Annotated in this window: 10 protein-coding genes, 2 tRNA genes and 3 other RNA genes; 9 read left to right on the forward strand and 6 right to left on the reverse strand. The window is 48.8% G+C overall.

Annotated features, from left to right (window positions below):
- Positions 1–27 precede the first annotated feature (27 nt).
- Together oppA and ACLJTG_RS03150 are read right to left on the reverse strand one after the other, a co-directional pair.
- Positions 28–1659 carry an oligopeptide ABC transporter substrate-binding protein OppA gene (gene oppA, locus ACLJTG_RS03145; protein ID WP_001527794.1) on the reverse strand — a complete coding sequence of 544 codons (1632 nt, stop codon included), beginning with the start codon at positions 1657–1659 and terminating at the stop codon, positions 28–30.
- A 764-nt stretch (positions 1660–2423) separates the two neighbouring features.
- Positions 2424–3071 carry a YchE family NAAT transporter gene (locus ACLJTG_RS03150; RefSeq protein ID WP_000615840.1) on the reverse strand — a complete coding sequence of 216 codons (648 nt, stop codon included), beginning with the start codon at positions 3069–3071 and terminating at the stop codon, positions 2424–2426.
- Between the two features lie 476 nt (positions 3072–3547).
- Here ACLJTG_RS03150 and adhE point away from each other — a divergent pair, with 476 nt between their 5' ends.
- On the forward strand, positions 3548–6226 hold the full coding sequence (gene adhE, locus ACLJTG_RS03155; protein ID WP_000301678.1) for a bifunctional acetaldehyde-CoA/alcohol dehydrogenase: 2679 nt from the start codon (positions 3548–3550) through the stop codon (positions 6224–6226).
- Between the two features lie 195 nt (positions 6227–6421).
- Here adhE and tdk read toward each other — a convergent pair whose 3' ends face one another.
- A complete protein-coding gene (tdk, locus tag ACLJTG_RS03160) occupies positions 6422–7039 on the reverse strand; it encodes a thymidine kinase (RefSeq protein ID WP_000068097.1) in 618 nt (205 codons plus the stop codon).
- 662 nt (positions 7040–7701) lie between these two features.
- On the opposite strand from tdk, the gene hns reads away from it, so the two are divergent.
- Complete coding sequence (hns, locus tag ACLJTG_RS03165) at positions 7702–8115, forward strand: histone-like nucleoid-structuring protein H-NS (RefSeq protein WP_001287383.1); 414 nt, start codon at positions 7702–7704, stop codon at positions 8113–8115.
- Positions 8116–8246: 131 nt separating this feature from the next.
- Here hns and galU read toward each other — a convergent pair whose 3' ends face one another.
- From galU to rssA, 3 genes are all read right to left on the reverse strand, one after another.
- A complete protein-coding gene (gene galU / locus ACLJTG_RS03170) occupies positions 8247–9155 on the reverse strand; it encodes a UTP--glucose-1-phosphate uridylyltransferase GalU (protein ID WP_000729451.1) in 909 nt (302 codons plus the stop codon).
- Positions 9156–9357: 202 nt separating this feature from the next.
- Positions 9358–10371, reverse strand: coding sequence for a two-component system response regulator RssB (rssB, locus tag ACLJTG_RS03175; protein WP_000193432.1), 1014 nt, complete (start codon positions 10369–10371; stop codon positions 9358–9360).
- Positions 10372–10461: 90 nt separating this feature from the next.
- Positions 10462–11367 (reverse strand): patatin-like phospholipase RssA, encoded by a 906-nt coding sequence (gene rssA, locus ACLJTG_RS03180; RefSeq protein ID WP_001230575.1) that lies wholly within the window; start codon positions 11365–11367, stop codon positions 10462–10464.
- Positions 11368–11477: 110 nt separating this feature from the next.
- Here rssA and ACLJTG_RS03185 point away from each other — a divergent pair, with 110 nt between their 5' ends.
- The 7 genes from ACLJTG_RS03185 (at position 11478) to ACLJTG_RS03215 (ending at position 13699) form a co-directional block, all read left to right on the forward strand.
- Positions 11478–11936, forward strand: a complete 459-nt coding sequence (locus ACLJTG_RS03185; protein WP_001540172.1) for a YchJ family protein — start codon at positions 11478–11480, stop codon at positions 11934–11936.
- Positions 11937–11986: 50 nt separating this feature from the next.
- Entirely contained in the window at positions 11987–12829 is an 843-nt protein-coding gene (purU, locus tag ACLJTG_RS03190) for a formyltetrahydrofolate deformylase (RefSeq protein ID WP_001191156.1), read from the forward strand.
- Positions 12830–12987: 158 nt separating this feature from the next.
- A tRNA-Tyr gene (locus ACLJTG_RS03195) sits at positions 12988–13072 on the forward strand.
- A 44-nt stretch (positions 13073–13116) separates the two neighbouring features.
- Positions 13117–13248, forward strand: a non-coding RNA gene (locus ACLJTG_RS03200) — RtT sRNA.
- A gap of 34 nt (positions 13249–13282) precedes the next feature.
- Positions 13283–13367 (forward strand) — tRNA-Tyr (locus ACLJTG_RS03205).
- A gap of 43 nt (positions 13368–13410) precedes the next feature.
- Positions 13411–13541: non-coding RNA, RtT sRNA (locus ACLJTG_RS03210), on the forward strand.
- A gap of 43 nt (positions 13542–13584) precedes the next feature.
- Positions 13585–13699, forward strand: a non-coding RNA gene (locus ACLJTG_RS03215) — RtT sRNA.

The following is a 13699-nucleotide window of genomic DNA, read 5'->3' on the forward strand; positions in this document are numbered from 1 at the left end:
CAACCGCAGTTGTCCCATGTCTTGCCATTAATGTTTGATAATATATAAGTTTTTCACATAAATATTATCCAGCGGGTCTTTACCGGTATACCCGCCCACCCAGGGTTTCACCAGGCGCGCGTTAACGTAGTAATACACCGGCACAATAGCCGAGTCTTTATCTAACTGCTGCTCCGCTTTAGCGTAGAGTTCGCTGCGCTGCGTATCGTCCGCCACTTTCAGCGTGTCGGCAATCAGCTTATCAAACGCCGGGCTCTTATAATGCGCGGTGTTATTTGAACTGTCGGACAACATGGTATTCAGGAACGAGGTCGGTTCATTATAATCTGCGCACCACCCGGCTCTGGCGACATCAAAGGTGCCCTGATGACGGGTATCCAGGAAGGTTTTCCATTCCTGATTCTCCAGATTCACATTGACGCCCAGATTTTTCTTCCAGATAGACGCCACGGCAATGGCCAGTTTTTTATGCAGATCGGAGGTGTTATACAGCAGGTCGAATGTTAAGGGCTTATCCGCCGTAAAGCCGGCTTCAGCCAACAATTTCTTCGCTTCTTCATTACGCTTTTGCTGGGACCATTTGAACCACTCAGGCTCTACCAGTTTTGCGCCATCGGTATACGGCGGCGTGTAGCTATAAGCGGGTAAATCGCCCTGATTTTTAACCTTATTAACAATAATGTCGCGATCTAACGCCAGTTTCAGCGCGGTACGCACGCGGACATCGTTAAACGGCGCTTTTTGATTATTAATTTCGTAATAATAGGTACACAAATAAGGGTCTACGCGGACTTCATTCGGGATCTCTTTTTTCAACTTCTGGAATAATTCGATCGGCATATTGTTATAAGTCATATCGATCTCGCCGCTGCGGTAGCGGTTCACATCCGTCACCTCCGAAGAGATAGGCAAATAAGTTACCTGATTGATGACGGTTTTGTCGTTATCCCAGTATTGCGGGTTACGCTCCAGCACGATACGTTCGTTCACCACCCAGTTTTTTAACTTATAAGCGCCGTTAGTGACAATATTGGCCGGTTGCGTCCATTTATCGCCAAATTTTTCGACCGCTGATTTCGGTACAGGAGACACTGAAGGGTGGACCAACAATTTGTAGAAATAAGGCACCGGCTCACTTAAGGTCACTTCAAAGGTGTGATCATCAAGCGCTTTTACCCCCAGATCGGTGGCGGGTTTTTTACCGGCGATAATGTCATCGATATTAGCGATATGACCGTATTGCAGATAGCTGGCGTACGGCGATGCCGTATTAGGATCGGCCAGGCGTTGCCAGCTATAAACGAAATCATGGGCGGTGACGGGCGTACCATCTGACCATTTCGCATTTTCACGTAGATGGAATGTCCAGACTTTAAAATCTTTATTTTCCCATTTTTCCGCGACGCCCGGAGAAGGATGCCCCTCAACATCACTAATTAATAAGCCTTCGAAGAGGTCACGGCTGACGTTCGATTCCGGCACGCCTTCAATTTTATGCGGGTCGAGAGACTGCACTTCTGATCCATTGTTACGTACCAACGTTTGCTTGTCGGCTAACTGAACGCCGGCGGGCACGTCTGCCGCAGTCGCGGCGCTGGCGGCGATGAGCGCAGTGAGTATTCCCGCTGCAATCAAACTTTTTTTCGTGATGTTAGACATTGTGTTTGTACTCCACTCATTATAATTACTGGTTTTTACCAGCCTGTTTAATCCCGTCAGGGTTCCTGTACAGCACTGGTGGTGTACTGCCAGGTCTGTCACTGCTTTTGCTATCACCGACTTTATTTATTCTGACGATTCGTTCGATCGCCTTTCGTCGATTCGGTATACGACGTACCTGCCCACGTCGCACGTTATTTCTGACAACCATGTAAATGAAAATAGTTATCAACAATGTGAAATCTTCTGCAAAATGTTTGGCCGAAAAGTATCAAATGCGTTTCTGAACCGCCAATTCATTTTACAATTTTGTTAACCAATTCTCTTTTATGGAAAAATCCCTGCCCAAAAAAACAGTTAAACAATGTTAAAAATCTTTGATTTATTCTTTATAATCAATAAGTTGAAAGAAAAATATCTCTCTGTCGCATCGTAGGTTATGCCTGCGCCAGAAAACACACACAAATTTAACAAATGCTCATTATTTAGCACATTCATCTACGATGGAGCTGAAACAACTAATAACATTTCAATAATCTTTCATCAAGCCCCAGAGTATGGTGTGAATAAAATAACAGACCTACCGCTTCTCACGGTCTCAGTAATGTTGATAATAGTTTGATTAATAAAAATAAATAGCGTTAGATTATATTAGTATTTTTTATCATTTAAACGCTGAATGCTTATCAAAGTAAGAAGTGTTACGTGGGAATGTCACAAGGCGGCCCCCTTAGGGCGCCGCCTGTAAATCAACAGGTGGGAGTTTAGTTGAGCAAGCCGGGGAAAATGCCTTTTATTCCTGTGACAATAAATTCGATGCCGAGCGCCATTAACAACAACCCCATGATTCGGGTAATAACGTTGATGCCGGTTTGCCCCAGCAAACGAACCAGCCACGGCGCCATACGGAACACGCCCCAGCAGCAAAGCGCAAAAAGCGCAATGGCAACTGAAAAGCCAAGCAAATGCGCGATGCTGTGATAACGCGTCCCCCAGACGATAGTGGAGCTAATCGCCCCTGGCCCTGCCATTAACGGCAGCGCTAACGGCACAACGCCAATGCTCTCGCGTATGGCCGTCTCTGACTTTTCTTGCTTGTTTTGTTTATCTTCCCCCAGCTTCCCGCTGATCATCGACATTGCAATGGTGACAACCAGGATACCGCCCGCAATTCTGAACGAATCAATAGAAATACCAAACAGCTGCAGGATGCCATCGCCGAGGAATAAGGAACTCCACAAGATAATCGCGACCGACAGATTCGCGGTGAGGTTAGTTTTATTACGCGCCGTGGCCGTCTGGTAGCTGGTCATGCTGATGAAAACGGGAATAATCCCCACCGGGTTAACCAGCGCAAAGAGCCCGATAAAGAACTTAAAGTAAACAGGAAAATCAAAAAGCGGTTGAATCACGGTTAGCTCCGAAGCGTTAGCCGGATGAAGTCAATTTTCGTTAATGATCAAAACGCGCAGAAGATACGCCTTTTATTCGCATAGTTCACCTCTTATCTACACCTAATTTCATCCATTCATCGCTGTTATTTATATGTACTCGTTATGCTAAACCACTCACTCTTCATGACAACGATTTCTTAACAATTTACATAAAAGGCTAAAATGGCCTGCTGAAAGGTGTCAGCTTTGCGTAATCTTGATTTAGATCACACAATCGCTACTCAGAAGTGAGTAATCTTGCTTACGCCACCTGGACGTAACGCGTTAGAGTTAAATGATACTAACGCAGAAGCTCTTTTAGTAAATCAGAGCGAAACGGACGTTAAGTAACCACCTGAATTTCAGGCATTTATACAAAGTATCGTCGATCTGTCTATACTCACGTATCGCGCAGATGATTTACTAAAAAAGTTTAACATTATCAGGAGAGCATTATGGCTGTTACTAATGTCGCTGAACTTAACGCACTCGTAGAGCGTGTAAAAAAAGCCCAGCGTGAATATGCCAGTTTCACTCAAGAACAGGTCGACAAAATCTTCCGCGCCGCCGCTCTGGCAGCCGCTGATGCCCGCATTCCGCTGGCCAAAATGGCCGTCGCCGAATCCGGTATGGGTATCGTGGAAGACAAAGTGATTAAAAACCACTTCGCTTCTGAATATATTTACAATGCCTATAAAGATGAAAAAACCTGCGGCGTGCTGTCTGAAGACGACACCTTCGGGACCATCACCATTGCTGAACCTATCGGCATTATTTGCGGTATCGTTCCAACCACTAACCCAACCTCTACCGCGATCTTCAAATCGCTGATTAGCCTGAAGACCCGTAACGCCATCATCTTTTCTCCGCATCCGCGCGCTAAAGAAGCAACCAACAAAGCGGCAGACATCGTTCTGCAAGCGGCTATCGCTGCCGGCGCGCCGAAAGATCTGATTGGCTGGATCGATCAACCTTCCGTAGAACTGTCTAATGCGCTGATGCACCACCCGGATATCAACCTGATCCTCGCCACTGGCGGTCCAGGCATGGTTAAAGCAGCATACAGCTCCGGTAAACCTGCTATCGGCGTAGGCGCAGGCAACACCCCGGTTGTCATTGATGAAACCGCGGATATCAAACGCGCTGTGGCGTCTGTTCTGATGTCTAAAACCTTCGATAACGGCGTAATCTGTGCTTCTGAACAGTCTGTTGTCGTTGTTGATTCCGTCTATGATGCCGTTCGCGAACGTTTCGCCAGCCATGGCGGCTACATGCTGCAGGGCCAGGAGCTGAAAGCGGTTCAAAACGTTATCCTGAAAAATGGCGCTCTGAACGCCGCTATCGTCGGCCAGCCAGCCTACAAAATCGCTGAACTGGCAGGCTTCTCCGTACCAGAAACCACCAAGATTCTGATCGGTGAAGTTACGGTCGTTGACGAAAGCGAACCGTTCGCACACGAAAAACTGTCTCCGACTCTGGCGATGTATCGTGCGAAAGATTTCGAAGAAGCGGTAGAAAAAGCAGAAAAACTGGTCGCTATGGGCGGTATCGGTCACACCTCCTGCCTGTACACTGACCAGGATAACCAGCCAGAACGCGTTGCTTACTTCGGTCAGATGATGAAAACCGCGCGTATCCTGATCAACACCCCGGCCTCTCAGGGTGGTATCGGTGACCTGTACAACTTCAAACTCGCACCTTCCCTGACGTTGGGTTGTGGTTCCTGGGGTGGTAACTCCATCTCTGAAAACGTTGGTCCGAAACACCTGATCAACAAGAAAACCGTTGCTAAGCGAGCTGAAAACATGTTGTGGCACAAACTTCCGAAATCTATCTACTTCCGCCGTGGCTCTCTGCCCATCGCGCTGGATGAAGTGATTACTGATGGCCACAAACGTGCGCTCATCGTGACTGACCGCTTCCTGTTCAACAACGGCTACGCAGACCAGATCACCTCTGTGCTGAAAGCGGCTGGCGTTGAAACCGAAGTCTTCTTCGAAGTTGAAGCCGACCCGACGCTTTCCGTTGTTCGCAAAGGCGCTGAGCTGGCTAACTCCTTCAAACCAGACGTGATCATCGCGCTGGGCGGTGGTTCCCCGATGGACGCCGCGAAAATCATGTGGGTCATGTACGAACATCCGGAAACTCACTTCGAAGAGCTGGCGCTGCGCTTTATGGACATCCGTAAACGTATCTACAAGTTCCCGAAAATGGGCGTGAAAGCGAAAATGATCGCCGTCACCACCACTTCCGGTACCGGTTCTGAAGTCACACCGTTTGCGGTTGTGACCGACGATGCAACCGGTCAGAAATATCCGCTGGCTGACTACGCCCTGACCCCGGATATGGCGATTGTCGATGCCAACCTGGTGATGGATATGCCGAAGTCCCTGTGTGCGTTCGGTGGTCTGGATGCGGTAACTCACGCCCTGGAAGCTTACGTTTCCGTACTGGCTTCTGAGTTCTCTGACGGTCAGGCTCTGCAGGCTCTGAAACTGCTGAAAGAAAACCTGCCGGCGTCTTACCACGAAGGGTCTAAAAACCCGGTTGCGCGTGAACGTGTTCACAGTGCAGCGACTATCGCCGGTATCGCGTTTGCCAACGCCTTCCTCGGTGTATGTCACTCCATGGCGCACAAACTGGGCTCTCAGTTCCACATTCCGCACGGTCTGGCGAACGCCCTGCTGATTTGTAACGTTATCCGCTACAACGCGAATGACAACCCGACCAAGCAGACCGCTTTCAGCCAGTACGATCGTCCGCAGGCACGCCGTCGTTACGCTGAAATTGCTGACCACCTGGGCCTGAGCGCGCCGGGCGACCGTACCGCCGCTAAGATTGAAAAACTGCTGGCATGGCTGGAAAGCATTAAAGCTGAGCTGGGTATCCCTAAGTCTATCCGTGAAGCAGGCGTACAGGAAGCTGACTTCCTGGCACACGTTGACAAACTGTCTGAAGATGCCTTCGATGACCAGTGCACCGGCGCTAACCCGCGTTATCCACTGATCTCCGAACTGAAACAGATTCTGCTGGATACCTACTACGGTCGTGATTTCACCGAAGGTGAAGTTGCAGCGAAGAAAGACGTCGTTGCCGCACCGAAAGCAGAGAAAAAAGCGAAAAAATCCGCTTAATTCGTTATCTGTTTTAGCATGACAATAACGGCCTCAATTGAGGCCGTTTTTTTGTTTTACCTGTTTATCTGATGCCTGAAGGCGCTATGCTGATCATCTGGCCTACGTGCTCACGGCACGCCCTTCGTCAGGAGGCCTGAATAATGACCTCCAAAGCGCTACAGGGCGTTTTATAAGCCGATCTTTACTCAGGTATCATATGTGCCGATGACGCTCCTGAATCGCCGTCAGTGAGCCCTCCTCCAGCGCGTCCTTATAATGCTTACGGCAAACTGAAACGTAGCGTTCATTCCCGCCAATAACCACCTGTTCGCCTTCGTTATAAGGCCTGCCGTCCTGATCAAGGCGCAGAACCATACTGGCTTTACGACCGCAGAAACAGATAGTTTTTAATTCCACCAGCTTATCTGACCATGCCAGCAAGTATTGGCTGCCGACAAAGAGCTCCCCACGAAAGTCTGTTCGTAGCCCATAGCAAAGTACTGGAATATCTAATTTGTCGACAACCTCGGATAATTGATAAACCTGCTGGCGAGTCAAAAACTGGCTTTCGTCGACTAACACGCAATGTATTGTCTGCCGCGCGCTCTCGGCACGAATCTCTTCAAACAAGGATGTATTTTGGTTAAACAATTTTGCCGGCGACGACAAACCGATACGAGAGCTGACTTTGCCTGCGCCGAAACGATCGTCGATTTCCGCCGTATATACGACGGTACGCATCCCGCGTTCCTGATAATTGTATGAAGATTGCAGCAGTGCAGTCGACTTACCCGCATTCATTGCCGAATAGTAGAAATATAGCTGTGCCATTGGTCGCAGGACCTCACCTGAGTGAAATAAAGATTGGCGGGATTGTACCATAATTTACCGACGCGACGGCGCGGCTCGCGCTCCGGTGAGTATTAAGAATTGTACAAACATCGCTCACTATACCCAAAATAATTCGCGTTGCTTAAAGGCGGCAAGGGAGTGAGTCCCCAGGAGCATAGATAACTATGTGACTGGAGTGAGCGAGCGTAGCCAACGCATAAGCAACTTGAAGTATGAAGGGTATATACACATTCCTTCACAAATTATGCCGTTAAAATTCATCAACAATGCTTATCATCACCCGCCAATATGAAAACCTTGTACTTATTGTTACCGTTACTCATACCCGGTGCAAAGTAATAGGGTTTTCTTGTAAGGAAATCTAATACAAGAGATTGATATCTCAGCAATGAGATCGTATTTCATCATGATAAAATGTGACCTGACTCCTAAATTTTTAGCGACAGACGGTGAGTATCCCCCCTGCCAATAAGCTCTTTTTTGTGCGGCGCCTCAAGGAAAATTTAAGTTGAGATAATTAAAACGTGTGCTTAATAAAGCGTAATTTTGAATTCCTTACATTCCTGGCTATTGCACAACTGAATTTATCGCTCTATTATTAGCTCAACAAACCACCCCAATATAAGTTTGAGATTACTACAATGAGCGAAGCACTTAAAATTCTGAACAACATCCGTACTCTTCGTGCGCAGGCAAGAGAATGTACTCTGGAAACGCTTGAAGAAATGCTGGAAAAATTAGAAGTTGTCGTTAATGAGCGTCGTGAAGAAGAAAGCGCTGCTGCTGCTGAAGTGGAAGAACGCACTCGTAAACTGCAACAGTATCGTGAAATGTTAATTGCCGACGGCATTGACCCGAATGAACTGCTGAATAGCATGGCTGCCGCTAAATCCGGCACCAAAGCTAAACGCGCAGCTCGTCCGGCTAAATATAGCTACGTTGACGAAAACGGTGAAACTAAAACCTGGACTGGCCAGGGTCGTACACCGGCTGTAATCAAAAAAGCAATGGAAGAACAAGGTAAGCAACTGGAAGATTTCCTGATCAAGGAATAATTTACTTCCTGGATGCTTAAAATCCCGCCGCTGGCGGGATTTTTTTTGCCTGAGTTCTCCGCTGACGACCCCAGGCATAAAAAAAGCGCCGGATTTACCAGCGCTTCTGTTAAAAAATTTATAACGTATCGTTACTTCTTAATACCCATTTCTTCTTCAAGCCAGGCTTTAAATTCAGCACCCAGCGAATTATGACGGATGCCATATTCAACGAATGCCTGCATATATCCTAACTTATTACCACAGTCATGGCTTTTACCCTTCATGTGGTAGGCTTCAACCGTTTCTTTTTCGATCAGCATATCGATAGCATCGGTCAACTGAATTTCATCCCCGGCGCCCGGAGGGGTTTTCGCCAGCAACGCCCAGATATCCGAGCTCAACACATAACGCCCGACAATCGCAAGGTTAGACGGCGCGACATCCGCTTTTGGTTTTTCAACCACGCCAACCATCGGCACACTTTCGCCCGGCGCCAGCTCAACGCCTTTACAATCGACCACGCCGTATGCAGTCACATCTTCTACCGGCTCAACCATAATCTGGCTATTGCCGGTTTCATCGAAACGGCGGATCATTTCAGCCAGGTTATCCTGAGACAGGTCGGACTCATATTCGTCAAGAATAACGTCTGGCAGAATAACAGCAACAGGTTCGTTTCCGACAACGGGATGCGCGCACAATACGGCATGGCCCAGGCCTTTTGCCAGCCCTTGACGTACCTGCATAATAGTGACATGCGGAGGGCAAATAGACTGAACCTCCTCCAGAAGCTGACGCTTAACGCGTTTTTCCAGCATCGCTTCCAGCTCAAAACTGGTATCAAAGTGGTTTTCAATAGAGTTTTTAGACGAGTGCGTAACCAGCACGATTTCAGTAATGCCAGCAGCGATACATTCGTTCACGACGTACTGAATTAATGGCTTATCAACCAGCGGCAGCATCTCTTTCGGGATAGCTTTGGTCGCTGGCAGCATCCTGGTTCCCAATCCCGCGACCGGGATAACGGCTTTTTTGACTTTCGAATTAAGGGCAGCCATTTAAAATTCTCCTGGACTGTTCATGTATTGAACGTGTTCATTAATCTGTATCGTGTTCCAGTATATCAGTACCAGAACAAGCCTCAGGTCCAAAAAGGACTTATATTGGTATAATTAAGACAAATACTTATAAATCTGCCGCAGATAGTAACACTCGTCGGGAAAGGCCGGTAAAGCAATTTCCGCTCACTCTTCCGTTTGGTCATTCCGCAGACAACATCAATCGCAGACGCCCTCCTGCGCCCCATATTTGACACTGCCACGAGTCGCAACGCTGGCTTAATTGGTTAAGGTAGGCGTTACCCAATGTTCCTAGCGGCACGCCGCTGCTAATTTGAACCTGATGAGCGCCCGTATTTAAGGTGGCGTTCAATCCGGCGGAGACGAGAATCAAATTTTTGAGCTCACTGTGATAGTAGCCGACAAATAGTGGGAATTGCCCAGGTAAATTGGCTTGTCTGAGCAGATGATTTACCTGTTTTAATAGCGCGCCTAACTCCGGTAAACGGTGCTTTTGTTGGCCTAGCTGATCCTGCAATAAGCCGTTAAATAGCGCCCGCAGCAACAATGCGGCTAACACGCCGTTATCGCCCGCCCGGGTGACATCCAGGCAATAAAATGCCAGTTCGTTATCAGATAGCGGCGCAATATCCAGCACCAGTCCAGGCTGATCGGCGGAGACGAGCTGCCGGTAATTAATGCGGCAATGAGAAATCACCTGCTGTACCGGGGGCTGCAATTCCTGCAACAATTGCGCTGCGGCGGTCGGATTACTCACCATTGCATCCCAGTCACGAAACAGGCGTTCTTCTTCTTCAACCCGCGAGTTAAACATATTAGGGTATAAGCAAGCGAATACGGTTTCCCGCAAGCGGTTGAGATCTTTTACCGGCTTCAGCAAGACATCTTCAACCCCAAGGCGTAACGCTTTGGCGATATCCGCCATATTTTCTGTTGCGGAAATAACCAGAATAGGCGTCTGGTCTCCGCGATTACGTAAGTTTTCTACCAGTTTGAGACCGTTCATTCTCGGCATCGCGATATCACATATCATGAGATCAGGGGTAAAACGCCCCATCAACTCCAGGGCATCCACCCCGTCGCCTGCCAATGCCGTTGTCGCTCCCAAAGAGGAAAACCACGAATCCAGAAGCGAGCGAAATACAGGCTCGTCTTCAACAATAAGAATCTGTTTTCCGACCAATGGCTGCGTCATGTTCTCTCCCCTGACTGGCTTTAATCAATAGTGGCATGGTATTGCCGCTTGCGCCTGTCAGAATTTGCTTAAGTGATCGTAAAAGGTACATTAAACGTCGGTACGCACCAAGGGTATAAGTTCGTCCATCTTTTTCTCTACGGCTAACTGACCCGCCGCAATAGCGGCATGGGCGCGATGAAAATCCAGCGTAGAGATTTGCGGACAGAATGGTTGAATGAGAATATCAGGCGGATCGCCAGCCATACGGTTACGTTTAAGACGATTTTCCAACACCTGGATGGAGGTTGTCATGATTTCCATTGCCCCAGGCGAACTCACGCCACGGCGTGAAGTCAGGCTACTGAAACGTTCTTTTAAACGCTTATGCCAGGGCAGCGCATCATCGCTCTCTTCATTGATATTCCCGACATTTACAGAGAGCAAATCTTGCTGCATGAGGTGGGCATCATGTTGCAGGTCTACCGCAATAACGATATCAGCCCCCAGCGCCCTGGTTAACGAAACAGGTACCGGATTAACGACTGCGCCATCTACCAGCCAGTAACCGTTATGTTCAACCGGAGACATCAGCCCTGGCATACTGCACGACGCGCGTACGGCAAGGTGTAGATCGCCTTCAGTAAACCATAGCTCTCGTCCCGTGCTAAGATTCGTCGCGACCGCGCCAAAACGTCTTGAACAGTGGTCAAAATCCGTGACGGGCATAATATCCCGATAGTGATTAAATACGCGTTCGCCGCGAAGCAACCCTCCTCTGCCCCAGGATACATCCATCAGGCGTAAAACATCCCAGTAGCGGAATGAACATACCCACTGTTCAAGCGCCGATAATTTATTACAGGCATACGCGGCGCCGACCAGCGAACCTATTGAGCATCCTGCAACGATATCAATATCAATGCCTGTTTGCTTGAGGGCTTTGATGACCCCAATATGAGACCATCCTCTCGCTGCGCCAGATCCCAGCGCCAGCCCTATTTTCATTTTTCTCATCGTACTTAACGACTTCCCCTGGCTTCAAGACGTAGCAACATCGCCACTGCTCAGTTAACATAATGCCACCCTGGCGTTCAACGCCGTTTTTTATATTCAGGGAGATTATTGTGTCTCAGCCTTGTCCCTGTGGTAGCGCTGACGAGTATAGCCTATGTTGTGGTCGTATTGTGTCCGGAGAACGAGTAGCACCCGATCCGTCACATCTCATGCGCTCTCGTTACTGCGCTTTTGTGATGAAAGACGCAGATTACTTAATTAAGAGCTGGCATCCAACCTGCAATGCGGCCGCGTTTCGTGATGATATCATCGCCGGATTTGCCAATACCAGGTGGCTCGGCCTGACTATTTTTGAACATACCTGGTCAGAAGCAGAAAATACAGGGTATGTTAGTTTTATCGCGCGTTTTTCCGAACAAGGGAAAACCGGGGCGATTATCGAACGTTCTCGTTTTATCAAAGAAAACGGTCAGTGGTATTATATTGACGGTACCCGCCCGCAGTTGGGTCGAAATGATCCCTGCCCGTGCGGTTCAGGCAAAAAATTTAAAAAGTGCTGCGGCCAGTGACGCCTGACAGTATCGATACAGCAAACACTCTCAACAGGATTTTTCCGGCAATGCAATCACTACAACGTAAAGTTCTGCGTACTATTTGTCCCGATCAAAAAGGCCTTATCGCGCGGATTACCAACATTTGCTATAAGCATGAGCTTAATATTGTGCAAAACAATGAATTTGTTGACCATCGCACCGGACGCTTTTTTATGCGGACCGAGCTGGAAGGCATCTTCAATGATTCCACTCTTCTGGCCGATCTGGACAGCGCCTTACCGGAAGGCTCTGTTCGTGAACTCAATCCCGCCGGACGCCGTCGGGTAGTGATTCTGGTTACTAAAGAGGCACATTGTCTGGGCGACCTGCTGATGAAAGCCAACTATGGCGGGCTGGATGTTGAAATCGCCGCGGTCATTGGCAACCATGAAACATTACGCTCGCTGGTTGAACGTTTTGAGATCCCTTTCGAACTGGTCAGCCATGAGGGATTAACGCGTGAAGAGCATGACACGAAGATGGCGGACGCCATTGATGCCCATCAACCGGACTATGTGGTGCTGGCCAAGTATATGCGTGTTTTGACGCCAGGTTTTGTGGCGCGCTTCCCGAACAAAATTATCAATATCCACCACTCATTCCTGCCGGCGTTTATCGGCGCGCGTCCTTATCATCAGGCCTATGAGCGCGGCGTGAAAATCATCGGCGCTACCGCGCACTATGTGAATGATAATCTGGATGAAGGTCCAATCATCATGCAGGACGTGATTCACGTCGATCACACCTACACCGCAGAAGATATGATGCGTGCCGGGCGCGACGTCGAGAAAAACGTATTAAGCCGCGCGCTGTATCAGGTTCTGGCGCAGCGGGTCTTTGTTTACGGCAATCGGACGATTATTCTTTAATCGTCAGTAATATGAATTGATTAGCTTTAATCCGTTACGGATGAAAAGTACGCAAACAGTTCATTTCAGGCAAAGGAATGCTTTACAGCGGCGTGTCATTTGATATGATGCGCCCCGCTTCCAGAAAGGAAGCGGGCCAGTATTAAGCATTACCCCGTGGTGGGGTTCCCGAGCGGCCAAAGGGAGCAGACTGTAAATCTGCCGTCATCGACTTCGAAGGTTCGAATCCTTCCCCCACCACCATTATTCACTACAGCGATGTAGTTAACTCGATGAGCAATGCAGAAGTTTGCACTTATCGGGGAAGGGTGAGAACCTTCGATTAAGGTTCGACTCGAGCGAAAGCGAGAGAACGTTGCCAACGGCAACGGCCCGTAGGGTGAGGAGCGAAGTGACAAATAATCCTTCCCCCACCACCATCTTCAAGCTTTACCTACAATTTGAATTACCCCTGGTGGGGTTCCCGAGCGGCCAAAGGGAGCAGACTGTAAATCTGCCGTCATCGACTTCGAAGGTTCGAATCCTTCCCCCACCACCATCACTTCCGTCGCGTATCTTATCCCCGCTAAGCACAGTGTCTCATATCTCTCCGTACGGGAAGGATGAGAAGCTTCGACTAAGGTTCGATTCGAGCGCAGCGAGAAAGCGTTGCCGCAGGCAACGACCCGAAGGGCGAAGCGCGCAGCGCTGAGTCATCCTTCCCCCACCACCATCACTTCCGTCGCGTATCTTATCCCCGTTAAGCACAGTGTCTCATATCTCTCTGTACGGGAAGGATGAGAAGCTTCGACTAAGGTTCGATTCGAGCGCAGCGAGAAAGCGTTGCCGCAGGCAACGACCCGAAGGGCGAAGCGCGCAGCGCTGAGTCAT

Source organism: Salmonella sp. SAL00672 (assembly GCF_046552175.1).
In the GTDB taxonomy this organism is placed as follows: domain Bacteria; phylum Pseudomonadota; class Gammaproteobacteria; order Enterobacterales; family Enterobacteriaceae; genus Salmonella; species Salmonella enterica.